Below are 24,934 nucleotides of genomic sequence, written 5' to 3'. Positions count from 1 at the left end.
CTGTCGAGCGATCCTTCAACCGCTTCAAGCACTGGCGAGGAATCGCCACCCGATACGACAAGTACGCCCTGAGCTACCTCGGAGGGGTAACCCTAGCCGCGATCATCATCAACCACCGCGTCCGCAATTGACAGACACCACCTAGGCGGTGAACCAGCGCGCGTGTGTCCGAGCTCGGAAAGGTGTCGGTCGACAGCGATGCCGCGGTGGCCTTCTCCCCGACGGCCAGCCTCGGAACCAGGGAGCCGATGTTGAGGGCACGCAGCGGATCCGCTCCGGTCGCGTCCAGCCAGCGCCCGATCCAGCCGGTGGTGACGCCGTTGTCGGTGGAGCCGGACTGCCAGATGTCCATCGAGCGGAAATGGCTGTGGTCGGGCTCGGGGTACCCGACGCCGCGCACGATCGCGAGGGACTTCCGGTCGTAGAGTTTCGACAGCCCCTGCATGACCGGATTCAGCCCGAGTCCGTCGTCGAGTGCGAGGACCTTCTCCGACGCGATCGCCAGGTCGGACCGGCTGTCGTAGTAGGTGTCGTCGCCGTAGGGAATGAGGGTGTTCAGGCCGTCGTTGCCACCGCCCAGTGTGATCAGCACCAGGATTCCCGAGTCGCCGTGCAGGGGGTTTTCCGATGCCGCCAGCGCCAAGTCGCTCCAGGCGACGGAGGCGGCCGGCGCCAGCCCCGCCGCCGCGACGGCGGCCGCACACGAGTGCAGGAACGTTCGGCGGCTGAGGGAGGACACGAAACCGATGCTCCTTAGGCGGTCAGGTACTCGGGGGTGTTCACGGCCGCGACGACAAGGGCGTCCGGCTCCGTCACGAGCGGCGTGAGGGCCTTGGCAGAGGCGTCCGACCACTCTCCGACCCCGATCAGGTAGCCCACCGCGTCCAGCCGTTCGGACTTACCGGCCGATTCGACAGCACTGATATCGCCTTTCTCCACGGCGTGGAGAGCCGCGCTAAGGCGAACACCGACCGCGGAAGTCGACAGCCACGCACGTCCGCTCGGCCACCCACCGACACTCGGTGGGTAGAATGGCAGCTGGCCAAGCGACCTCAGGAACCACTCGATTCGGGTGACGTCTTTCGAATCATGCAGTGGGACATCCAACGTGCGGACAAGGCCGATTACCCAGTCGATAGGAGGAGTCACTACAGTCTCGCGACTTCTTAGGAACTCTGGGTCAGCCAGAACCGCGATGGTGAGCGCACGCAGGTCGCGGTCGGATCCAAACGCTTTCGTCAGATGACTCAACGTCTGCTCCGCGGCGGGCTGGTCCGACGCTAGCTGCTGCCAGAGCCGGCTGGCAATGAAGCCCGGCGACTTTCTGTGACCAACGACAGCACGGCAGAACCACTTCGCGTCCAGATGCCCTGAGACCCCGAGGACCTCCTTCTCGTCGGCATCGTGGCGGCCTTTTACGAACTTCGCCTCGCCGTCCGCACCGACTGTCCAGCCTGTCAAGGCGCGAGCACCTTCGCGAACGTCGCCTTCGGTGTAGCCATTGCCATGGCCTAGGGCGAACAGTTCGATGAATTCTCGCGACAGGTTTTCGTTCGGCGCTCCCGCCTCATTGCCCTTGCCGTCGAGCCAGAGGACCATGGCGGCGTCGGTGAGCATCGAATAGGCGAGATCTTCGAAGTCGCCGAGACACAGGCTACGCAACTTGATGTTTTGCGCAGCCATCAACGCCGCCTTGCGCACCTTGTCCGCCGACGTGGCGAAGTGGTTGTGCCACAAAAAAGTGAGCTTCTCATGAACTGGCTGCTCGACGGCTGCCATCCGGCGCACCCACCATCGCGTCAGCTCTTCCATCTGTCGATTCAGCTCCCGCCCGTAACGGCGTCGCCCCTCCTCGGACGCAGAGCGACCTGGAGGTTCGGGTAGCTCCACTTCTGGCATCGGCGTCTTGCGGGCACCCGGATCCCTGTCGGGGTCGCCAGCTAGCATCTTCTTCACCGTCGAAGAAATCTCGCCCGCAGCTACCACCTTGTCGACGTCCTTGCCGGTAGTGCCGAAACCGCTACGGCGCAGTAACCGCGCCGCGGTGATCCATTCGTCGGATTGCGCACCCACCTGCTAGCCGACCCCCATAACCCCTTGCTGGCCCCCAGAATTGTCGACGTCCGACTGCACCGACGATGGCGCGGACGCTCCCCAGTAATGCTACGGCCAACCTAACCGAACCCCTCGCCGCCACGCCAACTCGACAGCCGAAGAAAAGGACGCCAAGTAAGGGAGCGGGCACCGCCTGCGGCCTCAGCGTGTGCCGGCTTCCTCTGAGGCAGAGGATATTTGGCGAATCCCCGCCAGACCACGCTGCCGACGCGGCAGCCGCGCAAACACACACAACCATCCGTGGTAACAAACGCCCCCGGACGAATTGTCACCACCGTTGCAGCCTGCGCCATACTGCAGCACGTTCACCGAGTGTTCATCGATCCAACCCCAGGGACACAGCCACACGTCGTCGGCCCCGTCCGTCGGGCGGCGCGGAAACGGTAGTTGTGCTTACAATCTCGCCGCGAGCGTCAGCCGCGTCAATTCCAGCTGATCAGGAGAACCGGTGATGCGGTGGCGGGTGGGAATGGGCACTGCGGTGACGGCGGCACTGATCGGCGCGGTGGCCGCGGCGACACCGGTGCAGGCCGAGCCGGTCAGCATGCGGCCGCTGAACTACGACAAGGTCTCCCGTGACGGGTGGCAGCTCAACATCCGCGTGGACAACGAGGTCGTGAACTCGGTGCCCAACCTGGCCAACGCCGACAACTCCCGGGAGGCGTTCGTCACCGCCTCGGCGACCGCGACCGCCGTCGGCGGGTCCAGTCCGATCACCGACAGCATCTTCATCCTCGGCTACCAGCTCGGCTGCCAGTCCGATGTGTCGGCGGGCCTGCAGTACGGCGGCACCGGCGGCGTCGCCCCGCTGGGCAGCATCGGCGTCGGGGGCGGGATCCTGCCGGACGCGTCGGTGGGTGGGGCCGGCGGCCTCGCGGGCTTCGTCCAGACCGTGCTGCAGCCCGGCGTCATCGTCGACCTGCCGCTGTCCAACATGGTCATCAACCAGGACGGCAGGGCGATGATCGACATCGACAACATCCATATCGAGGCCGACGCGTGCGGCGGCGACGTGACGGTGCGGTCCTACGCCTACCTGCGGATCTCCACCGACGCGGCCCACACCCAGTTCGCCGTCTACGGCGACCCGATCAAGATCTGACGGACATGGACCGCACCCGGCTCGCCACCCTCGTCGCGGCCACGGCGCTGCCGGCCGCTCTGACCCTCGCCGCGGCGTTGGCCCCTATCGCACCGGTCGCCACGGCCCAACCCGACCTTCCCGATCCGCCCCCGTACGTGCCCGGCGAGCCCGAGGCCGAACCGGGCAGCTTCGACTACACCTACAACATCATCGCGGTGGGACCGCCGGCGGTCACCGATTCCCGTGGCGCCCAGATCAGTTCGAGCGTCGATCCCGCCATGGGTGCCACCGGGCTGCCCGGCAGCCGCCTGGGCAACAGCGGACCGGCCGACGGACCGCTGGTGACGTCCAACAGTCGATACGGCATCTCCGGCGGCCTGGAACCGCCGGGCATACCGACCCCCGGCATCAACGTCGGCGCGGGCGTCTCTGCGCTGCCGTCCACCGAGGACGCCGCGGGCAGGCCACCGGCCACCCCGCTCGAACCCGAATCTGCCGCACCGACCGACGTTGCGGGCATGCCGCCGCCGCTGCTGGAGCTGCCGGGCAACCCGCACGGGACGGCCGAGGGACCGCCGCTGGCGTAGCCGCGCCGGCACCGGTCAGCGGATCTGCCAACCGCTGGCGGGATCGGCGGCGAGGCCGACCACGTCGACGGCCTCGAACCACCGCACCGGAACCGTGCCGAGCTCGCGCTGCATGTCGAGGAAGTCGGTGCCCTCCCACCCGTTGCTCATCGCCGCGAGGCCCATGCCCTCTCCGCCCGGGCCGCTGGAGTCGTAGACGACGGCGCCGTGCACCTGAAGTGCGCGCAGGACCGCCTGCGTGGATGCGGCGTAACCGCTGAGGTCGACGTCCTCGCGCAGCCGGAACACCATCCCCATCGGGACACCGTCGGCGCCGCTGCCGTCTCCCCCGCGGGCCGGCCAGACATAGCCCGCACCAAGGTCTTTGGCGATCGTGATACCCAGCATGTGGTCGACGTAGCCGCGTTCGATCTCGTCGGGCCGCAGCATCGTCGGCACCTGCGGAAGCCACGACGCGTTGGCCGAACCGATCGCCGGATAGCGCGCCGAACTCATGTCGTAGTGCACGCCGGCCTGGGCGATCCACGACGACCCCCAGATCGACCGGTAGACGGCGTTACCGAGAATGTCGAGCACGCCCGCCCCGGGCAACTCGACACCGTTGGCGACGTTGATCAACTCCTGGGAGATGCACGTCCCCTCCCGGAACACGAACAGGTGCCGGTCCCAGGCCGGATAGGACGGCATGCCCTCGACCAGCGGACGATCGGGGATCGCGTAGGGCGACTCGTCGATGCCGGGACCCGACGTCGTGTAGCCCCGGTTGAAGATCACGGTCTCGGTGGGGTGCTCGGCGCCGACGACGTTGACGGGAATGCCCGCGGTGCTGCCCATCCACTCCGAGCCACCCCAGCGGGCCCGCAGCGTGGCGCCCCTGGCGCCGCCGAGCAGTTCGATCCAGCCCAGCGACTCGGGAAGCACCGGCACGTCACGGACGTCGGCGTGGAAGATGGTGTCCGCCGGCATGAGCGTGCACCCGCAGAACGTCGAGGGCGGCACCGCGGCCGGCGACGAGGTGTCGGGGGTGACCGCGACGCGCACGGCGACGGTGGTGACCCCGCCGTAGCCGTCGGAGACGGTGACGCCGAAGGTGTCGGATCTCAGTGCGGGCGTGGAGTACACCGAGGAGGCGTTGCGCCGGGCGATCTCGGTGGGCGAGTACACGATGGCACCGTCGAGGCCCACCACGACCGTGCCCTTGGCGGTGGTGGTGGACCCGCCGTAGGTCAGCCCGTCCCCGTCGGCGTCGACCCCGATCACCCTTCCGGTGACGACCCCGCTCGCCGGATCCGGGTCGGACACGGTGGCCGCGCCGGTCGGTGCCGTGTTGAACGGACTGATCGTCACTGTGACCGCGATGTCGGTGACGGCGCCGTAGGCGTCCACCGCGGTCACGCCGAAGGTGTCGGTGCGCTCGGCCGGTGACGCGGTGTCCGATGCCGCGGTGTGCCGGGCCTCGGCGGTCGGGCTGTAGCGGAACGTGCCGTCGGGGTTGACGGTGACGCTGCCCTTGCCGGGCTGCGCCGTCGACGCCCGGAAGGTGACGGTGTCCCAGTTGGGGTCCACGGCCCTGGCCTGCCCCGTGACGACGCCGCTATCGGGGACCGGTGCGTTGACGGTGGACGCCCGGGCCCGCGGCGCCCTGTTGACGGGGACGATCGCGGTGATCACCGTCGACGAGACGGTGCCGCCGCGTCCGTCACTGACGGTCACCGCGAAGCGGTCGGACCGCAGGAACGGAACGAAGCGCGCCACTACCCGCGAGAACGTCGTCGGCGTGTAGGTGAAGGCGCCGCCGCCGTCGCCGACCACCCGCCCGAATGTCGCCCGGGTCGCCGCGTAGCTCAACGTGTCGCCGTCCGGGTCCTCGCCGGTGACGGTGACGTTCGTGACGCCGGTGAGCGGGTCCGGGTCCTCGACCGTCGTCGTCGCGGTCGGGGCGGAGTTCGGGGCCTGCGCGGCGTCGGCGCTGTCCGCCGCGGTCCGGTCGGCGGCCTGGGGTGCTACCGGAAGCGGCGGGTCCCCGCCATCGGCGTCCTCGCCGGCAGCGGTGTCCTCGCCGGGCACGCTGTCGTCGGCGTGGGTGTCGTCGGCGTCGGGGTCCGCGGCGTCGGGATCCGCGGCGTCGAGATCCGGGGCGTCCAGGTCCGCGGCGTCCAGCTCCGGGGCGTCCGCGTCCTCGACACCACGCTCGTCGCCCGCCGTCTCCTTCGATCGCGCCGACGAGAGAGTGGCCACGTCAGAGAAGTCGCCGCCCTCGTCGGCCCCCTCGCCGGCCCCATCGTCGTCCCCGGCCGCGTCGCTGGCATCGCCATGGTTGTTGGCGGTGTCGGCGGCAGCAGCAGTCCCGCGCTTCGAGCTGTCGCCGCCGTCTCCCCCGGAATCTGACCTGCTGCCCGACACCGAGGACGAGTCGGAGGGCGCTGCGTGGGCCACCGCGGCCCCACCGAACAGGACGGCGGCTCCGATCCCCGCCGACACCGCCGCACCGGCGACCCAAGGGATGTGTTGCTGCGCCGACACGGGACCCCCTCCCACTTGGCCCGAGGGTAGCCCCGGAGTTAGCCCAATGAAGCCGAATCGAGCGATGCCGACGAGGATCCGCCGACCCCTGGGCTGACCACCCCGCCCGGGCCGTCGCCGCCTTTCGCACCGGTCGCAAAGAAGGAGAGTGCTATGTGATCTGCCTCACACTATGCTGGGGCGTTGTCGCAGTCCACTTTCGACTTGCGGCCGGTTTGGTCATCGCTTCGTGCCGCATCCCGGCCGCCGATGGGAGCCCGCGTTGAACGACACCGATCACCAGCTCCACCGGCCGGGTGAGTTCACCGGAGAGTGGGATCCGGACATGATGCGGCGGATGGTCAAGTGGGCGCGCCCACTCCTCAACCAGTGGTTCCGGGCCGAAGTGCGCGGCCTCGAGAAGGTGCCGTCCGGCGGAGCGCTGATCGTGTCGAACCATTCAGGCCTCCCGTTCGCCTGGGACATGCCGGTGATCTGGGCCGGCTTCTTCGACACGTTCGGCTACGACCGCCGGCTGTATTTCCTCGCCCACGACATCCTGTTCCGAACCCCGGCCACCGGAACGCTGATGCGGATGGGGATGCTGCGCGCCAGTCGGGACAACGCCGCCAAGGCGCTGGGCTCCGGTGCGGCGCTCGTGGTCTTCCCCGGCGGGGCCCACGATGCGGCGCGGCCGACCTGGGAGCAGAACGTCATCGATTTCGGTGGCCGGACCGGCTACGTCACGATGGCGATCGACTCCGGCGTCCCGATCGTGCCCGCCGTGCAGATCGGCGGACAGGAGACGCAGCTGTATCTGACCCGTGGGACCTGGCTGGCGAAATGGCTGGGCCTCAAGCGCCTGGCGCGTCTCGAACAGATGCCGGTGTCGTTCGGCTTCCCGCTGGGGCTCAGTGTGGGAACGGCGAACCTGCCGTTCCCCTCCAAGATCATCACCGAGGTGCTGGACCCGATCGACATCACCACCGAATTCGGCCCGAACCCCGATATCGACGCGGTCGACGCGCGGGTCCGCGACGCGATGCAGTCCGCACTGGATGAGCTGGCCGCTCAGCGGCGTTTCCCCGTCCTGGGGTGACCCCCCGCAGCGCCTCCGGAGTGAGGTGGGGCTCGCGTGGGAGGATCCCGCTACATCCCTTCGGCGATTCCGCGAGCAGGGCCCGCGTGCGAGGCGACGGCGTTCTGATGAACCTCGTCGAGGAAGAGCCGAATGGCGGTCACCACCGACGCGGTGCACGCGCCGTCGGTGAGGTCGAATCCGTGCTGGGCGCCGGGTACCTCCAGGTAGCCGACCGCCGAGTGCGATACCGCGCGCAGCCGTTCGACGAATTCGCGCGCCTGCGCAACCGGGATCACGGTGTCGGCGCCGCCGTGCACGATCAGGAACGGCGGGGCATCCGGGCGTACCCGCGCGATCGGCGACGCATCGTGGAACACGTGGGGGTGTTCCACGATCTTCTTCCGGACGACGACGTGTTCCAGGAACTCAACGAACCGGTCACGCTCCGGGGTTGACCGGTCGACCCAGTCGTAGCGACCGTAGATGCCCACCACCGCGTCCACGGAGGCGTCCGCCCCCGGAGGCAACTCCGTGTGCAGGTCCGTGTCGTCGCCGGTCAGGCCCGCCAGTGCGGCCAGGTGCCCGCCGGCAGAGCACCCCGCCGCGGCGATGAAGTCCGGATTGCCGCCGAACTCGGCGATGTTGGCGCGGGCCCAGGCGACCGCGGCCTTGACGTCGGTGACATGTCGCGGCCAGCGGTGCTGCGGCGAAACCCGGTAATCGATCGACAGGCAGATCCAGCCCTGCTCGACCAGGTGCGACATCAGCGCGTAGCCCTGCAGCATGCGCTTGCCGTGCACCCAGCCGCCGCCGGGGACGAAGACCACGACCGGCGCGGGCTGCGCGGGCAGGTCCTCGCGTCGCCAGATCTCCAGCAGCTGCCCCGGGGCGCTGCCGTAGCTGATCGGTGATCGGTGCAGGTATTGCTGTCGGGTGGTGGCGTACCTGACCACCGGGGGCAGCCGGTCGGGAGCGGGCCATTCGATGTCGAGCCGTTCCGGTGACACCAGCCCCTGTAGCGCCGCCGCGCTGACCTCGTGCACGGGTTCGAGATCCTCCCTGCGTGGCTTCGGCTCTCCCGTGGGCAACTTCTTCTGCACCAGGTAGGACAGCATCTCCGGTGCCACACGCACGCCCCACAGCGCCATCGCGGACATCGACACGAGCGGTTCGATGCGCTTGCCCACCAGCGGCAGAGCGGCACACGATTCGCCCAACGTCAGCAGGCAATCGGTGGGATTCAACCGCGCCCACCACGGCGGTTGGGCGGGCGTCTGGGCGGACGCGCCCTCTTCGGTCGACGACCACCCGACCGCTTCGCCGGGGGTGGTGGTGGACTCGCCGCGGGATGACGCCGCGGTCATGTCGGGTGACTTGCCGAACCCCATACGTTGGCCCTCCTCGGGTGGGCGTCCCGGGGCGGGACCCCACCTACCGAGACACGCGACGTGATGTGTCTCATAGAGACGAGTTTATGTGATGAATGACACTTACGTGTTCCATCAGTAGCCACCGCGGCGATCGGGCACCGGCCCGCACCGGCGCCGCCCGCCCGGTATGGCACAACCGGCCCGGGGGCGGGGCGAGAAGATCTATCCTCGCGCTGAGGAACCCATGGACAACGATCCCGTCCAGACGCAGCGCGACGTCGGCTCTGCCGTCGCCACGGATCTGCGTGCGGCCGGATTTGCCGACGCCGACGAGATCGGCCGCGGCGGGTTCGGCATCGTGTTCCGCTGCACACAGGTCGCCCTGGATCGCGAGGTCGCCGTCAAGGTACTCACCGCCGACCTGCAGGAGGACCGGGAGCGGTTCCTGCGCGAACAGCACGCGATGGCGAAGCTGACCGGCCACCCCAATATCGTCGGAATCCTGGAGGTGGGCCAGACCACCGGTGACCAGCCCTATCTGGTCATGCAATACCACCCCCGGGGTTCGGTCGAGGACCGCATCAAGCGGCTGGGCCTGCTGCCGCTCGACGAGGCGCTGCGGGTCGGAGTGAAGATGGCCGGCGCGCTGCAGGCGGCCCACCGTGTGGGCATTCTGCACCGCGACGTCAAGCCGGCGAACATCCTGCTGACCGAGTACGGCGAGCCCGCGCTGAGCGACTTCGGAATCGCACACATCACCGGGGGATTCCAGACCTCGGCGGGCACCATCACCGGGTCGCCGGCGTTCACCGCTCCCGAGGTGGTGTCCGGTGACCCGCCCACGCAGGCCTCCGACGTCTACGGGCTGGGCGCCACCCTGTTCGCCATGCTGACCGGTCACGCGGCGTTCGAGCGCCGCTCCGGCGAGCAGATCGTCGCGCAGTTCCTGCGCATCGCCGGCGACCCGGTGCCCGACCTGCAGGACCGCGGCATCCCCGCGGACATCGCGGCCATCGTCGAGAAGGCCATGGCCCGCTCCCCCGCCGAGCGCCCCTCCGCCGCCGAACTGGGCGAGCAACTCCAGCGGGCGCAGGCCGCGCACGGCCTCCCCGTCGACGTGATGGCCTCCCGCGCCTCCCGCGGTGAAGAGCGGCCCGCGGACACGCAGTCCTCCCGACGCCCCCGCCGCCCCGGCAGCCTTCCCGCCGAACTGACCAGTTTCGTCGGGCGCGACGCCGAGTTGCATGCGGTGCGTGAACTGTTGGCGACCTCACGGATGGTGACGCTGACCGGCCTGGGCGGGGTCGGCAAGACCCGGCTGGCGCGGCGCGTCGCGGCCGAGGTGCAGCAGGACTCCACCGACGACGTGCGGATGGTCGAGCTCGGTGAGCTCCGTGACGGCTCGCTGCTGGTCGACGTGGTGGCGGCGGGGTTGGGCCTGCGCGACGAGTCGGGCAGAGCGCTGCGCGACGTCCTCGTCGACTTTCTGGCCCCGCGCAACCTGCTGCTGGTCCTGGACAACTGTGAACAGCTGATCGACGACGTCACGCGGCTGGTCGAGGAACTGCTCAGGGATTGCCCGCAGCTGCGGATCCTTGCCACCAGCCGCGAGCGCCTGGGCGTGTACGGCGAGACCGTGGAGGTGGTCACTCCGCTGGGGTATCCCGGGGCCGACGACGCGGCGATCCTCGATTCCCTGGGCAACTTCGACGCCGTCACCCTGTTCTGCGACCGGGCCGCCGCCGCGGTGCACAACTTCCGCCTCACCGCGGAGAACAGGGCGACCGTCGCGAGCATCGTGTCCCGCCTGGAGGGCCTGCCGCTGGCGATCGAGCTCGCCGCGGCACGGCTGCGCGCCATGTCCCCCGATCAACTGCTGGACAGGCTCACCGATCGCTACCGCCTGCTCACCCGCGGGGGCCGGGGCGCCCCGCATCGGCAGCAGAAGCTGAGCTGGACCGTCGAGTGGAGCTACGAGCTGTGCACTCCGGCCGAACAGCGATTGTGGGGCCAGCTGTCGGTTTTCGCCGGCGTGTTCGATCTGGAGGCGGCGCAACAGGTCTGCGGCTCCGGCATGGACGACGACGAGTTCTTGGACCTCCTCACCTCACTCGTCGACAAGTCGATCCTGATCCGGACCGAGTCCCACGACGTCGTCCGGTTCCGGCTGCTGGAGATGTTGCGGGAATACGGCCGGCTGCGGTCCGGAACGGACGCCGAGTACCTGGAGCTGCGGCGGCGGCACGCCGACTGGTACCGACGGCTGGCCCAGGACGCCTTCGACTCGTGGTTCGGTCCGCGCCAGCTCGACTGCCTGGCGCGCATCCAGCGGGAGATGCCGAACATCCGGGAGGCCCTCGACTTCAGCCTGTCCGAGGACGGAACGGCAGCACTGGGGATTGTCGCGGCGCTGCAACCGTTTTGGATGTGCCGGGGGATGCTGCGGGAGGCGCGCCACTGGACGGACAGCGCCCTGGCGCGCGCACCGAGGCGGCCGACCCGTGATCGCGTGCAGGCACTCTTCAGCTCCGCGTTGACACTTCCGCTGTGCGGCGACGTGACGGAGGGTGCGGCCCGGGCGGCGGAGGCGCGTGCGCTTGCCGAGCAGACAGCTGATCCGTTCGCACTCGCCGGGGTGGCGATCGCGGACGGGATCATCGCGATCATGCGCGGCGACTTCGCGTGTGCGGTCACCGAGCTGGAAACAGCCCTGCAGACCAGTGACGAACCCAACATGCAGTTCAACGGAATGCTGCTGCTCGGCTGGGCGCTCGAGTTCGCCGGCGAGACCGAGCGCTCGCTGAGTTGGCAGGAGAAGGCGCTGGCACTCGCGACCGCCAGCGGCGAACAGGTCTATCGGTCCTATGCCCTCTGGGAGTTGGGGATCCGCTGGATTCAGCACGGCGGATCCGACCGTGCCGAGCCGCTGCTGCGGGAGGGCCTCCGGTTCGCGCAACTCATCGACGATCGGCGCAACGCCGCGGGCTGCCTGGAGGGGTTGGCGTGGATCGCCGCGCAGCGCGACCACGCGCGCGCGGCCGCGGTGATGATGGGGGCCGCCGACCACCTGTCCCACGCGGTCGGCAGTGTCACGGTCCCGCTTCCCCGCCTGCACGACATGCACGCCCACTGTGAACGCCGGACGCGCACGGCGCTGGGTGCGGACGTCTTCGACGCCGCGCGCCGCGAGGGCGCCGCGATGAGCCTCGCCGAGGCGGCGGCCTTCGCACTCGCGGAATCCGCCTGAACCCACCCGCACAGGCAACTCCCAGGCCATCGGCAGGTCGGCACCCTGCCGGGCGGGGCGCGGCGGCGCCTAGCGTCGGTGCAACGCCGGTTCGCGGGCACTGGGGGTGATGAGTTGGCGACCGATCCGCGTGAGTCCTGGCACCGTCTGCGGCGACGTGTGCGCCGAGCGCGCCGTGAACTTCGCCTGCGCCAGGACGTCGCACCGCCGGCCCTCGGCTACGCCGCCGTCGGCGCGCTGACCCTGCTGACCGTCTTCATGGCGGCCTACGCGCTGCACCGTTGACCGGCCCGACCACCGATCAGCGAAGTTGCGAGACGTCCGATCGGTGTCCTGGGTCTTCGGGAATCGTCACTGACCGCGAGGCGATTCAGGTCGGGTTTCACCGCCTCTCAGTGGCGAGTCGGCAGCCGGTCCCGCCGGTGAGAACCGCCGAGCGTTGAGACGCAATTCGCAGTGCGATCCCGGTGTCGTTGGAGAACTGGACGTCGTGGTTGTTGGGTGCGTCCTTGAACACCGTTCTGGTGGTGGCGCCGAGTTCGTCGGCGGCACCGGCGGCGATGTCGTAGGCCCGTTGCCAGTCCTGTTCGGGGATCGGTGCATCGGAGAGGTAGTTGGCCAGCAGGATCACCTGACCCTCGGATTGCTCGTAGGGGGGCGTGCACCCGGTCCGGCTTTCTTCGCGGTGCCAGCGCCAGGTAACGGTCGGTGCGACCGCCGAGATCTGGCGCCCGATCCGTTCGATGGTGGATACCAGCCGGTTTCGGGTGTCCTGCAGCGTCGGTAGCGCGGCGAGGCTTGCTGCGGCCCGGCTGGCTTCGGCCGGGTCGGTAGGGTGATAGGGCCTGTTCACGTGGCATCCAGTCGCCCCGATCAGGGCGACGGCCACGCAGCCGGCAGCACGCAGTCGCGGTCGGCGTCGTATCCGTGGTCGCGGTCGGTGTCGTGGTCGTGGTCGTGGTGTCAAGGATGTACTCACTTCTGGGGACTGCTACCGAGTCGGCGACGACGGCAACGACGGCGTGGACGGTGGTGTGAGACCGATCGTCTCAGGTCAGCGATCCACGCCTACCGTGCACCGACCACCGTGGGGAAGGTGGAACCGCTGGTGCGGCCACCCGGAAAGCAGGGCGATATCGCGATCAGTGTCGGCGGGTAGCTCGGTGGGTTCGACATCTCGACCTGGAGCCGGTATCCGTCAGGGGCGTAACCGAACTGGTTGGGCTTGTGGAAGCCGTCGCGCTCGATGACATACCAGCCCCAGGTGCGCCATTGATCGCCGACCGCGCTGACGATGGCCGCCGGGTCCATGCCCCCGGGCACGTTCACATCGCCGATGGTTTGCAGGTACACCGGGGCGTTGCCGGGATCGTCGGGTTCGTCGTCACACCAGGCGGCTTGCCCCGAGCCCACGAAGCCGCTGCTGTCCACCACGGTATTGGGCGGTAAGGCTCCCAGGGTGCGACGGAGGTAACCGAGGATCGTGTCGCGGGCCTCCAGTTGGCTTCGCGGGACGACCTCGTTGACGTGCCAGCCGGGTGGTGGCGGCGGCGCCGACGTCATCGGAGGTCCCCCGATGTCGGTGACACCGGCGGGGACGGGAGGCCCGAGCGGACCGTCGCCACCGCACGCGGCGGCGAGCGCCGCAGTGATCGAGAGCACCGCCATTCGGTGCGCGCCCTTCGGCGGATCCCGAGTGTCCCCGAGTGTCATTGCTGCCGGGCCTTCATCTCATGCATCTCTTGGGCGCCTAACTGGAACCAGGCGGCGGACGTCCCCGCCCGGAGAACGCAATCAGGCCCCCTCGAAAGGGGGCCTGACGAGCGTGGCAGGTACAGGATTCGAACCTGTGTAGGCGTTAGCCGACGGATTTACAGTCCGCTCCCATTGGCCGCTCGGGCAACCTGCCGGGGTCGCACCACCCCGGAACTCGGGGCCCCGGGTTTGGTGCGACTAGCAGGGTACAACGAGGATGGTCCCAAGACGAAAACGCCCGGCTGCTGAACCGGCGGACCCGGTCCGCGGCAGTCGCCACACACGAAAGGGGACGGATCCAATGGCGGATTCATCGTTCGACATCGTCAGCAAGGTCGACCGCCAGGAGGTCGACAACGCACTCAACCAGGCCGCCAAGGAACTGGCCACCCGCTTCGACTTCCGCGGCACCGACACCAGCATCGCCTGGAAGGGCGAGGAGAACATCGAACTGGTCTCCTCCACCGAGGAACGCCTCAAGGCCGCCGTCGACGTCTTCAAGGAGAAGCTGGTGCGCCGCGACATCTCGATGAAGGCCTTCGACGCCGGGGAACCGCAGGCCAGCGGCAAGACCTACAAGGTGACCGGCACCCTCAAGCAGGGCATCAACGCCGAGAACGCCAAGAAGATCAACAAGATCATCCGCGACGAGGGCCCCAAGGGCGTCAAGTCGCAGATTCAGGGCGAGGAGATCCGGGTCAGCTCGAAGAAGCGCGACGACCTGCAGGCCGTCATCGCGCTGCTCAAGCAGGCCGACATCGACGTCGCGCTGCAGTTCGTCAACTACCGCTGAGGCGCTCCGGTGCTGGCCGACCAACCGGCCGTTGCCTAAGGTGGGCAGTGACGAGGACCACACCGCCGAAGTGAGGCACCATGACCGCAACCGCCGATCCCGTGCCGGCCAGCACCACCGGGGGCGAGTACGAGCGATTCGACGTCGTCATCATCGGAGCGGGAATCTCCGGGCTCGGTGCCGCCTACCGCATCACCGAGCGCAATCCCGGGATCAACTACGTGATCCTGGAGCGCCGTGACCGCATCGGCGGCACCTGGGATCTGTTCCGCTACCCCGGCGTACGCAGCGACAGCTCCATCTTCACGCTGAGCTTCCCGTACGAACCGTGGCGGCGCACCGAGGGGGTGGCCGACGGGGAACACATCCGCGAGTACCTCACCGAGACCGCCCACAAGCACGGCATCGACAAGCACATCCGGTTCGGCAGCTACGTGCGCGCGGTCGACTGGAACTCCGACACCGACACCTGGACGGTGCACCTCGAGCAGGACGGTGTGCCCAAGACCGTGCTGGCGCGCTTCCTGTTCTTCGGCAGCGGCTACTACAACTACGACGAGGGCTACACCCCCGAGCTGCCCGGCATCGACGACTTCACCGGCACGGTGGTCCATCCGCAGCACTGGCCGCAGGATCTGGACTACCGCGGCAAGAAGGTCGTGGTGATCGGCAGCGGAGCCACCGCCATCACGCTGGTGCCCGCCCTGGCCCGCACCGCGGGCAAGGTCACCATGCTGCAGCGCTCCCCCACCTACGTGTTCTCCGGCGCCCGGGTGGACCCCCTGACCGAGCTGGTGCGCAAGGTCACCCCGCGACGGATTTCACACGCCTTCGCCAAGTGGCGCAACGCCCTGTTCGAGGGAATGATCTGGTTCCTGTCCCGCGGCTGGCCCCGGCTGGTCAAGGGCATCATCCGCCGCCAGAACACCGCCAACCTGCCCGCCGGCTACCCGGTCGACGTGCACTTCAAGCCCCACTACAACCCGTGGGACCAGCGGCTGTGCCTCGACGCCGACGGCGACCTGTTCGAGTCGATCTCGTCGGGTCGCGCGGAGATCGTCACCGACCACATCGACCACTTCGACGCGACCGGCATCGTGCTGCGCTCCGGGGCGCACCTGGACGCCGACATCGTCGTGACCGCCACCGGCCTGCAGCTGCAGGCGCTCGGCGGGGTGCACGTCAGCCTCGACGGCACCGAGATCAAGCCGCAGGACCGCTTCGTCTACAAGGCCTACATGCTCGAGGACGTGCCGAACCTGGCCTGGTGTGTGGGCTACACCAATGCCTCCTGGACGCTGCGCGCCGACATCACCGCCCGGTCGGTGGCGAAGTTGTTGGCCTACATGAACTCTCGCGGCTACACCCACGCCTACCCGCACCACGGCGACGGCCCGATGCCCGAGAAACTGTCCTGGGACATCCAGGCCGGCTACGTGCTGCGCAACCCGCACGCACTGCCCAAATCCGGCACCAAACGACCGTGGAACGTCCGGCAGAACTACTTCGCCGACGCCTTCGACCACCGGTTCGTCGACAAGATCGACGAGTCGATGATGTTCGGCCGCGCCGCCGACCGCAGCGCGCTGAGCGCCTGAGCGCCGGGCCGGCACCGGCCGGGTGAAGTGACGGCCCGCGGGCCGCTTGCTTGGATGGGGTCCGGAAGTCCGGCGAAAGGGGGCCTGCAGGGATGACGCTGAACATCGACGTCGAGGCGCTCACGACGTCCGCGACGAAGGTCTGCAGCCACGGCGACGACCTGTCGGCCGGTCACAGCGCCAGCGCCGGCCGGGTCTCCTCCGCCGGGGCCGGGTGGCGGGGCCGTTCGGCCGGCGCGCTGAGCGACCGGGCCGCGCAGTGGGCCACCCGATCCTCCGACCTGGTGACCCGGATCGACACCCAGGGCCAGCACATGGCCACCAGCGCCGAACGGTTCCGCGAACGCGAGGAACAGAGCCGGCAGCGCCTCGACGGCGTCTACGGCGGCGACGGCGGCCCCGCTCAGCCGACCGCCGGCGCGGCGCCGGCGGGCTAGCACGACCCGGCCCGGAGGGATTTCCCAACTTCGCCTGGCACACGGCCGTCCGGCAATAGTCTCTTGCCATGGCACCTGCGCAACGTCAGCCGAAAGTCGTCGTCCTCGGTGGCGGCTCCTGGGGGACCACCGTCGCCGCGATCTGCGCCCGCCGCGGCCCCACCCTGCAATGGGTCCGCTCGCCGGAGACGGCCGCCGACATCAACGACAATCACCGCAACACCGGCTACCTGGGCAACGACACCGTCCTGCCGGAGTCGCTGCGGGCCACCAACGACTTCAGCGAGGCCGCCAACTGCGCCGACGTGATCGTCATGGGTGTGCCCTCGCACGGCTTCCGCGGCGTACTCACCGAGCTGGCCAAGGAGCTGCGCCCCTGGGTGCCGGTGGTCTCGCTGGTCAAGGGCCTGGAGCAGGGCACCAACATGCGGATGAGCCAGATCGTCGACGAGGTGCTGCCCGGGCACCCCGCGGGCATCCTGGCCGGCCCGAACATCGCCCGCGAGGTCGCCGACGGCTACGCCGCCGCCTCGGTGCTGGCGATGCCCGACCAGCACCTGGCCGCCAACCTCGCGGAACTGTTCCGCACGAAGCGGTTCCGCACCTACACCACCGACGACGTGATCGGCGTCGAGATGGCCGGGGCGCTGAAGAACGTCTACGCGATCGCCGTCGGGATGGGCTACTCGCTGGGCATCGGGGAGAACACCCGGGCCATGGTGATGGCCCGGGCCGTCCGCGAGATGTCGAAGCTGGGTGAGGCCGTCGGCGGCCAGCGCGACACCTTCGCCGGGCTGGCCGGCATGGGCGACCTGATCGTCACCTGCACCAGCCAACGCAGCCGCAACCGCCACGTCGGCGAGCAGCTGGGCGCCGGTAAACCCATCGACGAGATCATCGCCTCGATGAACCAGGTCGCCGAGGGCGTCAAGGCGGCCAGCGTGATCATGGAGTTCGCCGACAAGTACGGGCTGAGCATGCCGATCGCCCGCGAGGTGGACGGCGTGATCAACCACGGGTCCAGCGTCGAGCAGGCCTACCGTGGCCTGATCGCCGAGAAGCCCGGCCACGAGGTGCACGGGTCGGGCTTCTGAGCGCCGGGCGGCACGGCCCTAGTTCATGAACGGGTTGGTGCCCTCGGGCCGGTCCAGCAGCGGGTTGACCGCGCCGAAGCTGTAGCTCTCGGCCGGGCCCAGCACGAAACCGGTCTGGTCGAAGCTGTTGGAGCAGATCACCGCCCCGTTGACGTCCACGCCGCAGCTGATGGTGGCGAAGCTGAGCCGTGTCTGCGGCGGCAGCGGCGTCGCCGGCTTGTCGGCGGCGTAGAGCGGGCGGTTGGTGGTCGAGAACCCCGGCTGACCGGCCGGACCGCCGGTGACGACGTTGCCCGGCGCGCCCGGCAGCGGGCCCGCGCAGCCGTAGCTGGTGGCGGTGCGGCTGATGACGCAGGTGATGCCGTTGGGCCCGGCGAAGGCGTACAGGTTCTCGTTGACCAGGTAGTCCTTCGAGTTCGCCGGCGGCCAGGCGTTGATGTTGGGCGCCGGTGGCAGCGGCGGGTCGGCCGCCGCGACGGGCGCCGTCAGCGCCGCCGTACCCGCGGCGCCGAACACGCCGATCACGCCGATGAGGAGCTTGCTCAACACGGTGTTCACACTAGGTGTTCGCATCGGGACCCGCAGTTCGTTACCTCACCCCGCCACCGGCCCCACCCCGCATGTGCTCAACCCCCGGCGGTGCGGGCTCACCGCCCGTACACTGAGCTGGCGCTTTGCCAGGGGGAGGGTCAAGTGGCCGAATCACACACGTCGTCGATGCTCACGACGCTGGGCGTCGCCGCCAGTGTCGTGGGTCTCACGCTCGCGCAACCGCTGGCCACCAGCGTCGCGCCGATCACGCTGGCCGCCCTGATCATCGAGGGCAGCTCGACGAACCCCTCGGGGACCGGGATCGAGGACTTCTACCACGGCAAGTTCAGCGCGCCGTCGCCGATCCGGCTCAACTTCCTGACCGGGCCGTCGGGCATCCTGCGCGCGCTGACCCAGCCCGACAACGTCGCCGGACCGAACATCGTGATGTCCTCGGGGTGGGGCGCCGCCAACGCCAGCCTGCTGATCTCGCGGCTGGCCGACCGGGACCCGGCCAACCCGGCGCTGACGAACACCACCTGGGTGCTCGACAACAACGTGGCCGCCCCCAACGGCGGCTTCGGTACCCGCTACCCGGTGTTCGCGCTGATCGGTGTCAACCCGGTGCCGACCCCCGCGGAGGCCGGCGGCGCGGTCATCATCTCGACCACCCACGAGTACGACCTCAACGGCAACGCCCCCCGCTACGTGCTCAACGGCTTCGCGGCCCTCAACTCGCTGATGGCCTATTTCGACCGGCGGCTCGACCAGAGCGCACTGGTCATGCCTGTCGACGCCGACGGCACCGTCCGCGACCCGGCCACCGGCGACCCGGTCGACTGCGCCGCGTCGTGCACCTTCACCTATCCCGACGACGCGGGCGACATCGTGACCGTCCGGGTCACCCAGGTCGGCGACGTCTCCTACGTGGGATACGCCGCGCCGGGGCTGCCGCTGACCCGGCCGCTGCGGCGCTTCGGCGGCGATCTGGGCAACGAGATCGCCGACGTCATCGAGCCGGTCCTGACCGCGCTGGTCAACTACGGCTACCCCGACAGCGACCCGCTGGGTGACCCGGGCACCACGGTGCGGGCGGGCCTGCTGCCCACCGCGGCCGAGCGGCGCCTGTTCCTGAACAACTTCGCCGACGGCGTGCAACAGGGGCTGGCGTCGATCGGGGTCCCGCACCAGGATGCGCCCACGGCCGCGACGGTCACGGACGCCCCGCCCGCCGCGGCCCAACCGTCCGGCGCCGTCGAGGCGGACCGGACCGACGGGGCGGACAACGGCGGCACCGACCGCCGCGACCGCGGCGACCGGGTGGTCACCACGTCCCGCGATGACAAGAGCAGCGCTGTCGAAAGCAACTCTGTCGAAAGCACGGCGGACGAAGGCTCGTCCGCCGAGAGCAGCACCGACGAGGGCGGCACCGATGAGAGCAGCTCCGATGACGGGGCCGACGACGACTCGGACGCGCGGGCCGATCTGGCGGCCGGCGCGGATAACCCGGATAGCGACGTGGCGGCCGACGCCGAGGACCGCGACGGCGCGGATGCACCAGCGCGACGCAGCCTCACCACCGAGCCGATGAGCGCCGAGACCGCCGTGCACCGGCTGTCGAAGGCCTTCGCGGATCGCCGTTCGGATCGGCATTCCCAGCGGCGCGAGACCGCCCGGGGGTCCGCGGCGAGCAGCCCCGCCGTCTGAGCGCCCACCGGCCGGTACCGGTCAGTAGTGGCCCGGCCCGCGCCCGGCCATGTCCTCCAGCCGGCGGATCCGGTCGTCGATGGGCGGATGGGTGGAGAACAGCTTGCCGATCTTCTCCCCCGCCCGGAACGGGCTGGCGATCATCAGGTGCGCCTGGTCGGCCAGCTTGGGATCCGGTGGCAGCGGCGCCATCTCGACACCGCCGGAGATCTTGCGCAGCGCCGAGGCCAGCGCCAGCGGGTCGCCGGTCAGTTCGGCGCCGGACTGGTCGGCCTGATACTCCCGCGACCGCGACACCGCCAGCCGCACCAGCGTCGCGGCGATCGGGCCGAGCAGCTGGATCAGCAGCAGCGCAAAGATATTCGACCCACCGTTGCGGTTGTTGCCGCCGAACATGCTGGCGAAGAAGGCGATGTTGGCCAGGGCGGTGATCACCGAGGCCATCGCGCCGGCCACACACGAGATGAGGATGTCGCGGTTGTACACGTGGGACAGCTCGTGGCCCAGCACGGCGCGCAGCTCACGCTCGTTGAGGATCTGCAGGATGCCGGTGGTGCAGCACACCGCGGCGTTGCGAGGGTTACGCCCGGTCGCGAACGCATTCGGGTTGGCGGTGTCGGAGATGTACAGCCGCGGCATCGGCTGGTGAGCGGCGGTGGCCAGCTCCCGCACGATCTTGTACATCACCGGCGCCTGCACCTCGGTCACCGGCTGGGCGTGCATCGCCCGCAGCGCCAGCTTGTCGCTGTTGAAGTAGGTGTAGACGTTGGTGCCCAGCGCGAACAGCAGGGCCCCCCAGATCCAGACCGTCGACCCGGTCGCCTGAGCGAACAACGCACCGATGAACATGATCAGCGCGGTGAACCCGATCAGGAGCACGAACGTCTTGATCCGATTGCCCGCCGGGTGCCAACTCATCAACGTCCTCCTACTGGAAACAGAAGTCTCAGCTGATTAAACGACACACACCCGCCTCCCGGTTCCGCGACCGTCATCCGGTCACCCCACCGAGGGTGACATCACATGCGCTATCTGCGATAGCACCGCCGCCGGCCGACCGCCGAACCTCCCGGGGCCGGGTCCGGGCACGGCCGCTATCCGTGCCGGTCGACGGTGTAGTCGACCAGTGAACCCAGCGCGCGCCGGCCCGCCACGTCGGGCAGCAGCTGGAGCTCCTGGCGCGCCTGCTCGGCGTAGTCGCGCACCTTCGCCTTGGCCGCCACGATGCCCGACGACGTGCGCAGCAGCGACAACGCCTCGGCCAGCGTCTCGTCGTCCTCGACCGGTCCCCGCAGCAGCGACCGCAACCGCTGCGCGTCGGCGCCCTCGTCGCGCAGCGCGTAGAGCACCGGCAGGGTGTGCACCCCCTCGCGCAGGTCGGTGCCGGGAACCTTGCCCGACTCGTCGGGGTCGCTGTCGATGTCGATGATGTCGTCGGAGATCTGGAAGGCCATCCCGACGATCCCGCCGAGCCGGGCCAGCCGCTCGATCTGCTCGCCGTCGGCCCCGGAGAACTTCGCCCCGAACCGGCCCGAGGCGGCGATCAGGCAGGCGGTCTTCTCGTAGACCACCTTCAGGTAGTGGTCGATGGAATCGACGCTCTCGGCCGCGCCGCGCGTCTCCCGCATCTGCCCGGTGACCAGCTCGGCGAAGGTGTCCGCGATCACCAGCACCGCGTCGGGACCCAGCCGCGACACCAGCCGCGAGGCCGTCGCGAACAGATAGTCCCCGGCCAGGATCGCGATGTTGTTGCTCCACCGCGCGTTGGCGCTGGCGGCGCCGCGGCGCATCTGCGCCTCGTCCATCACGTCGTCGTGGTAGAGCGTGGCCAGGTGCACCATCTCGATCACCGCGCCGGCGACGACGACCTCGGGGGCCTGCGGGCGCGGGCCCAGTGACGCCGAGAGCACGGTGAACAGCGGCCGGAACCGCTTGCCGCCGGCCAGGAAGAGGTGCTGGACGGCCTCGGCCATCATCTGGTCGGCTTTGCCCAGCTCAGCCTCCATGAGGCTTTCGATCTGGGCCACGCCGTCGCGCACGATCTGTGCGAACTCGGCGTCGCCGAAGTCAACCCCCGCCACCACGGTGCCCGGTGTCCTCATTGGTCCAACATACTGAAGACCATGGACACCAACGCCGACGTGGCCGTCATCGGAGCCGGACCGGCCGGCTCGGCGGCCGCCGCCTGGGCCGCCCGGGCGGGCCGTGACGTCGTCGTTGTCGACTCGGCGGCCTTCCCGCGTGACAAGCCCTGTGGCGACGGTCTCACCCCGCGAGCGGTCACCGAGCTCGAACGCCTGGGCCTGGGCGGCTGGCTCGACGAGCACATCCGCCACCGCGGGCTGCGGCTGTCCGGATTCGGGGCGGCCGTCGAGGTGGACTGGCCCGGGCCGTCGTTTCCGGCCAGCGGCTCCGCGGTGCCGCGCACCGAGCTCGACGAGCGGATCCGTCAGGTCGCCGACGCCGCCGGGGCGAAGATGCTTCTGGGAACCAAAGCCGTTGACGCCGAATGGGATTCCAGCGGCCGGGTGAGTGCGGTGCTGCTCGCCGACGGCTCGCGGGTGACCTGCCGGTCGTTGATCGTCGCCGACGGCGCCCGCTCCACCCTCGGGCGCACCCTGGGCCGGCAGTGGCATCAGGAGACGGTCTACGGCGTGGCCGCCCGCGGCTACCTGTCCTCCCCCCGCGCCGACGAACCGTGGATCTCCTCGGACCTGGAACTGCGCTCGACCACCGGGGAGGTGCTACCCGGCTACGGCTGGATCTTCCCGCTGGGCAACGGCGAGGTGAACATCGGGGTGGGCGCGCTGGCCACCGCCAAACGCCCCGCCGAGGTCGCGCTGCGGCCGCTGATCGACCACTACGCCGACCTGCGCCGGCCCGACTGGGACTTCGAGGGCCGCCCCCGCGCGGTGGCCTCGGCGCTGCTGCCGATGGGTGGCGCGGTCTCCGGCGTGGCCGGACCCAACTGGATGCTGGTCGGCGACGCCGCCGCCTGCGTGAACCCGCTCAACGGCGAGGGCATCGACTACGGGCTGGAGACCGGCCGGATGGCCGCCGACCTGCTCGGCTCGCACGACGTCTCCCGGGCCTGGCCGGCGCTGCTGCAGACCCACTACGGGCGCGGCTTCTCGGTGGCGCGGCGGCTGGCGCTGCTGCTGACGATCCCCCGGTTCCTGCCGCTGGCGGGCCCGGTGGCGATGCGCTCGCAGAAGCTGATGGGGGTCGCGGTGCGGGTGATGGGCAACCTGGTGACCGACGACGACGCCGACTGGATCGCCCGGGTGTGGCGCTCGGCCGGGGTGGGCTCGCGCTGGATCGACCGGCGCAGGCCGTTCAGCTGAGCGCCTGCACACCGAAACTGCACGCCGAAACTGCACACTGTGTACGCATCGCCCGAGTGGGGGCGTCAGAATCTGCAGTTTCGGCGGGGTCAGGGTTTGACCGCGGCGTGCAGCGCGACGATGCCACCGGTGAGGTTCCGCCAGCGCACCTGCGACCAGCCGGCCTCGGCGATGCGGCCGGCCAGCGCCGCCTGGTCCGGCCAGGCCCGGATCGACTCCGCCAGGTACTCATAGGATTCCGGGTCGCTGGAGACCACCCGGGCCAGCGCCGGCAGGGCCCGCATCAGGTACTCCTTGTAGACCGTGGAGAACACCGGCACCGTCGGCGTGGAGAATTCGCACACCACCAGCCGGCCGCCGGGACGGGTCACCCGGGCCATCTCCCGCAGCCCGGCCACATGGTCGACGACGTTGCGCAGGCCGAAACTGATCGTCACCGCGTCGAACTCGGCGTCGCCGAACGGCAGCGCGGTGGCGTCGCCGGCCACCTTCGGCACCCGACGGGCAGCGCCGGCCCTGAGCATGCCCACCGAGAAGTCGCAGGCCACACACCAGGCCCCGGAGCGGGCCAGCTCCGCGGTCGACACCGCGGTGCCCGCCGCCAGATCCAGCACCCGCTCACCGGGGCCGATCCGCAGCGCCGAGCGGGTCGCACGCCGCCACAACCGGTCCTGCCCCACCGACAACACCGTGTTGGTGATGTCGTAGCGGCGGGCGACGGCGTCGAACATCGACGCCACCTCGCGGGGATCCTTGTCCAGGGTTGCGCGGCTCACCGTCTTGAAGCTACCTGGAAAAAACGCCGGTGCGGGAATCAGCGGCACAGCACTGCGTTGCACGGCACATGACTGAGAAAGTGTGGTTCATCACCGGCACATCCCGGGGCTTCGGCCGCGAGTGGGCGAAAGCGGCGCTGGAACGCGGCGACAGGGTCGCCGCGACCGCCCGCGACACCGCGACGCTCTCGGAGCTGATCAACGACTACGGCGACGCGATCCTGCCGATCACCCTCGACGTCACCGACCGGGCGGCCGACTTCGCCGCGGTCGCCCGCGCCCACGAGCACTTCGGCCGGCTCGACGTGGTGGTCAACAACGCCGGCTACGGGCAGTTCGGGTTCGTCGAGGAGCTCTCGGAGTCCGACGCGCGCGACCAGATCGAGACCAACGTGTTCGGCGCGCTGTGGGTCACCCAGGCCGCCCTGCCGTATCTGCGCGTGCAGGGGTCGGGACACATCGTCCAGGTGTCCTCCATCGGCGGGATCACCGCGTTCCCCAACGTCGGGATCTATCACGCCTCCAAGTGGGCCCTGGAGGGGTTCTCGCAGGCGCTGGCACAGGAGGTCGCCCCGTTCGGCGTGCACGTCACGCTGATCGAGCCGGGCGGCTTCTCCACCGACTGGGCCGGACCGTCGTCGCGCAGCGCCCAACCGCTGCCGGACTACGCCGAGGCCCACGCGAAGGTCGAGGAGTGGCGCGCCACCCGGTGGTCGGCGCCCGGGGACCCGGCCGCCTCGGCACGGGCGATCCTGAAGGTGGTCGACGCCGAGAACCCGCCGCTGCGGGTGTTCTTCGGCTCGGCGCCGCTGGAGATGGCCCGCACCGACTACGAGCAGCGGCTCAAGACCTGGGAACAGTGGCAGCCGGTGTCCGAGCTGGCGCAGGGCTGAGGCTTCCCGGCCGGCGCGCG

22 protein-coding genes and 1 tRNA gene are annotated in these 24,934 nt (G+C 69.7%); 12 read left to right on the top strand and 11 right to left on the bottom strand.

Annotated elements, in window-relative coordinates; all coding sequences use genetic code 11:
* Positions 1-73 precede the first annotated feature (73 nt).
* Entirely contained in the window at positions 74-739 is a 666-nt protein-coding gene (locus tag CSR00_RS18655) for a DUF1501 domain-containing protein (protein ID WP_099023913.1), read from the bottom strand.
* A gap of 14 nt (positions 740-753) precedes the next feature.
* Positions 754-2,073 (bottom strand): DUF1800 domain-containing protein, encoded by a 1,320-nt coding sequence (locus tag CSR00_RS18650; protein ID WP_099023912.1) that lies wholly within the window; start codon positions 2,071-2,073, stop codon positions 754-756.
* 511 nt (positions 2,074-2,584) lie between these two features.
* On the opposite strand from CSR00_RS18650, the gene CSR00_RS18645 reads away from it, so the two are divergent.
* The gene (locus tag CSR00_RS18645) at positions 2,585-3,217 is read left to right on the top strand and encodes an MspA family porin (RefSeq protein WP_407662474.1); all 633 of its coding nucleotides are present in this window, start codon (positions 2,585-2,587) and stop codon (positions 3,215-3,217) included.
* A gap of 5 nt (positions 3,218-3,222) precedes the next feature.
* Positions 3,223-3,786, top strand: a complete 564-nt coding sequence (locus CSR00_RS18640; protein ID WP_099023910.1) for a hypothetical protein — start codon at positions 3,223-3,225, stop codon at positions 3,784-3,786.
* A gap of 15 nt (positions 3,787-3,801) precedes the next feature.
* Here CSR00_RS18640 and CSR00_RS18635 read toward each other — a convergent pair whose 3' ends face one another.
* Entirely contained in the window at positions 3,802-6,309 is a 2,508-nt protein-coding gene (locus tag CSR00_RS18635) for a cadherin-like domain-containing protein (protein ID WP_176562140.1), read from the bottom strand.
* A 262-nt stretch (positions 6,310-6,571) separates the two neighbouring features.
* On the opposite strand from CSR00_RS18635, the gene CSR00_RS18630 reads away from it, so the two are divergent.
* Positions 6,572-7,387, top strand: coding sequence for a lysophospholipid acyltransferase family protein (locus CSR00_RS18630; RefSeq protein ID WP_407662473.1), 816 nt, complete (start codon positions 6,572-6,574; stop codon positions 7,385-7,387).
* 50 nt (positions 7,388-7,437) lie between these two features.
* Here the strand turns inward: CSR00_RS18630 and CSR00_RS18625 are convergent, their stop codons facing one another.
* Positions 7,438-8,757 carry an alpha/beta hydrolase gene (locus CSR00_RS18625; RefSeq protein ID WP_245906232.1) on the bottom strand — a complete coding sequence of 440 codons (1,320 nt, stop codon included), beginning with the start codon at positions 8,755-8,757 and terminating at the stop codon, positions 7,438-7,440.
* A 226-nt stretch (positions 8,758-8,983) separates the two neighbouring features.
* On the opposite strand from CSR00_RS18625, the gene CSR00_RS18620 reads away from it, so the two are divergent.
* Together CSR00_RS18620 and CSR00_RS30705 are read left to right on the top strand one after the other, a co-directional pair.
* Positions 8,984-11,986: a protein kinase domain-containing protein gene (locus tag CSR00_RS18620; RefSeq protein WP_099023907.1), complete on the top strand. Its 3,003-nt coding sequence runs from the start codon at positions 8,984-8,986 to the stop codon at positions 11,984-11,986.
* Positions 11,987-12,100: 114 nt separating this feature from the next.
* A complete protein-coding gene (locus CSR00_RS30705; protein WP_176562139.1) occupies positions 12,101-12,271 on the top strand; it encodes a hypothetical protein in 171 nt (56 codons plus the stop codon).
* A 97-nt stretch (positions 12,272-12,368) separates the two neighbouring features.
* On the opposite strand, the gene CSR00_RS18615 is transcribed toward CSR00_RS30705, so the two are convergent.
* The 3 genes from CSR00_RS18615 to CSR00_RS18605 form a co-directional block, all read right to left on the bottom strand.
* Positions 12,369-12,839, bottom strand: coding sequence for an LppA family lipoprotein (locus tag CSR00_RS18615; protein WP_176562138.1), 471 nt, complete (start codon positions 12,837-12,839; stop codon positions 12,369-12,371).
* Between the two features lie 215 nt (positions 12,840-13,054).
* Positions 13,055-13,648: a hypothetical protein gene (locus CSR00_RS18610; protein WP_407662472.1), complete on the bottom strand. Its 594-nt coding sequence runs from the start codon at positions 13,646-13,648 to the stop codon at positions 13,055-13,057.
* Positions 13,649-13,812: 164 nt separating this feature from the next.
* Positions 13,813-13,895 (bottom strand) — tRNA-Tyr (locus CSR00_RS18605).
* A 147-nt stretch (positions 13,896-14,042) separates the two neighbouring features.
* Here CSR00_RS18605 and CSR00_RS18600 point away from each other — a divergent pair.
* From CSR00_RS18600 to CSR00_RS18585, 4 genes are all read left to right on the top strand, one after another.
* Positions 14,043-14,534 carry a YajQ family cyclic di-GMP-binding protein gene (locus tag CSR00_RS18600; protein WP_099023904.1) on the top strand — a complete coding sequence of 164 codons (492 nt, stop codon included), beginning with the start codon at positions 14,043-14,045 and terminating at the stop codon, positions 14,532-14,534.
* Positions 14,535-14,614: 80 nt separating this feature from the next.
* Positions 14,615-16,132: a flavin-containing monooxygenase gene (locus CSR00_RS18595; protein WP_099023903.1), complete on the top strand. Its 1,518-nt coding sequence runs from the start codon at positions 14,615-14,617 to the stop codon at positions 16,130-16,132.
* A 92-nt stretch (positions 16,133-16,224) separates the two neighbouring features.
* Complete coding sequence (locus CSR00_RS18590; RefSeq protein WP_099023902.1) at positions 16,225-16,569, top strand: WXG100 family type VII secretion target; 345 nt, start codon at positions 16,225-16,227, stop codon at positions 16,567-16,569.
* Between the two features lie 68 nt (positions 16,570-16,637).
* On the top strand, positions 16,638-17,663 hold the full coding sequence (locus CSR00_RS18585; RefSeq protein ID WP_099023901.1) for an NAD(P)H-dependent glycerol-3-phosphate dehydrogenase: 1,026 nt from the start codon (positions 16,638-16,640) through the stop codon (positions 17,661-17,663).
* 18 nt (positions 17,664-17,681) lie between these two features.
* On the opposite strand, the gene CSR00_RS18580 is transcribed toward CSR00_RS18585, so the two are convergent.
* Entirely contained in the window at positions 17,682-18,212 is a 531-nt protein-coding gene (locus CSR00_RS18580; protein ID WP_176562137.1) for a hypothetical protein, read from the bottom strand.
* A 144-nt stretch (positions 18,213-18,356) separates the two neighbouring features.
* On the opposite strand from CSR00_RS18580, the gene CSR00_RS18575 reads away from it, so the two are divergent.
* Positions 18,357-19,901: a PE-PPE domain-containing protein gene (locus CSR00_RS18575; protein WP_099023899.1), complete on the top strand. Its 1,545-nt coding sequence runs from the start codon at positions 18,357-18,359 to the stop codon at positions 19,899-19,901.
* 21 nt (positions 19,902-19,922) lie between these two features.
* On the opposite strand, the gene htpX is transcribed toward CSR00_RS18575, so the two are convergent.
* Together htpX and grcC1 are read right to left on the bottom strand one after the other, a co-directional pair.
* Complete coding sequence (htpX, locus tag CSR00_RS18570) at positions 19,923-20,819, bottom strand: zinc metalloprotease HtpX (RefSeq protein ID WP_099023898.1); 897 nt, start codon at positions 20,817-20,819, stop codon at positions 19,923-19,925.
* Positions 20,820-20,995: 176 nt separating this feature from the next.
* Positions 20,996-22,003 carry a nonaprenyl/(2E,6E)-farnesyl/geranylgeranyl diphosphat synthase gene (gene grcC1, locus CSR00_RS18565; RefSeq protein ID WP_176562136.1) on the bottom strand — a complete coding sequence of 336 codons (1,008 nt, stop codon included), beginning with the start codon at positions 22,001-22,003 and terminating at the stop codon, positions 20,996-20,998.
* A 21-nt stretch (positions 22,004-22,024) separates the two neighbouring features.
* Here grcC1 and menJ point away from each other — a divergent pair, with 21 nt between their 5' ends.
* Complete coding sequence (gene menJ / locus CSR00_RS18560; protein ID WP_099023897.1) at positions 22,025-23,245, top strand: menaquinone reductase MenJ; 1,221 nt, start codon at positions 22,025-22,027, stop codon at positions 23,243-23,245.
* Positions 23,246-23,334: 89 nt separating this feature from the next.
* Here the strand turns inward: menJ and CSR00_RS18555 are convergent, their stop codons facing one another.
* Positions 23,335-24,021 carry a demethylmenaquinone methyltransferase gene (locus CSR00_RS18555; RefSeq protein ID WP_099023896.1) on the bottom strand — a complete coding sequence of 229 codons (687 nt, stop codon included), beginning with the start codon at positions 24,019-24,021 and terminating at the stop codon, positions 23,335-23,337.
* Between the two features lie 68 nt (positions 24,022-24,089).
* On the opposite strand from CSR00_RS18555, the gene CSR00_RS18550 reads away from it, so the two are divergent.
* Positions 24,090-24,914 (top strand): SDR family oxidoreductase, encoded by an 825-nt coding sequence (locus tag CSR00_RS18550; protein WP_099023895.1) that lies wholly within the window; start codon positions 24,090-24,092, stop codon positions 24,912-24,914.
* Positions 24,915-24,934: the final 20 nt, after the last annotated feature.

The organism is Mycolicibacterium palauense (assembly GCF_002592005.1).
GTDB classification, from domain to species: Bacteria; Actinomycetota; Actinomycetes; order Mycobacteriales; family Mycobacteriaceae; genus Mycobacterium; species Mycobacterium palauense.
This window is presented reverse-complemented; position numbering and strand designations above follow the sequence as displayed.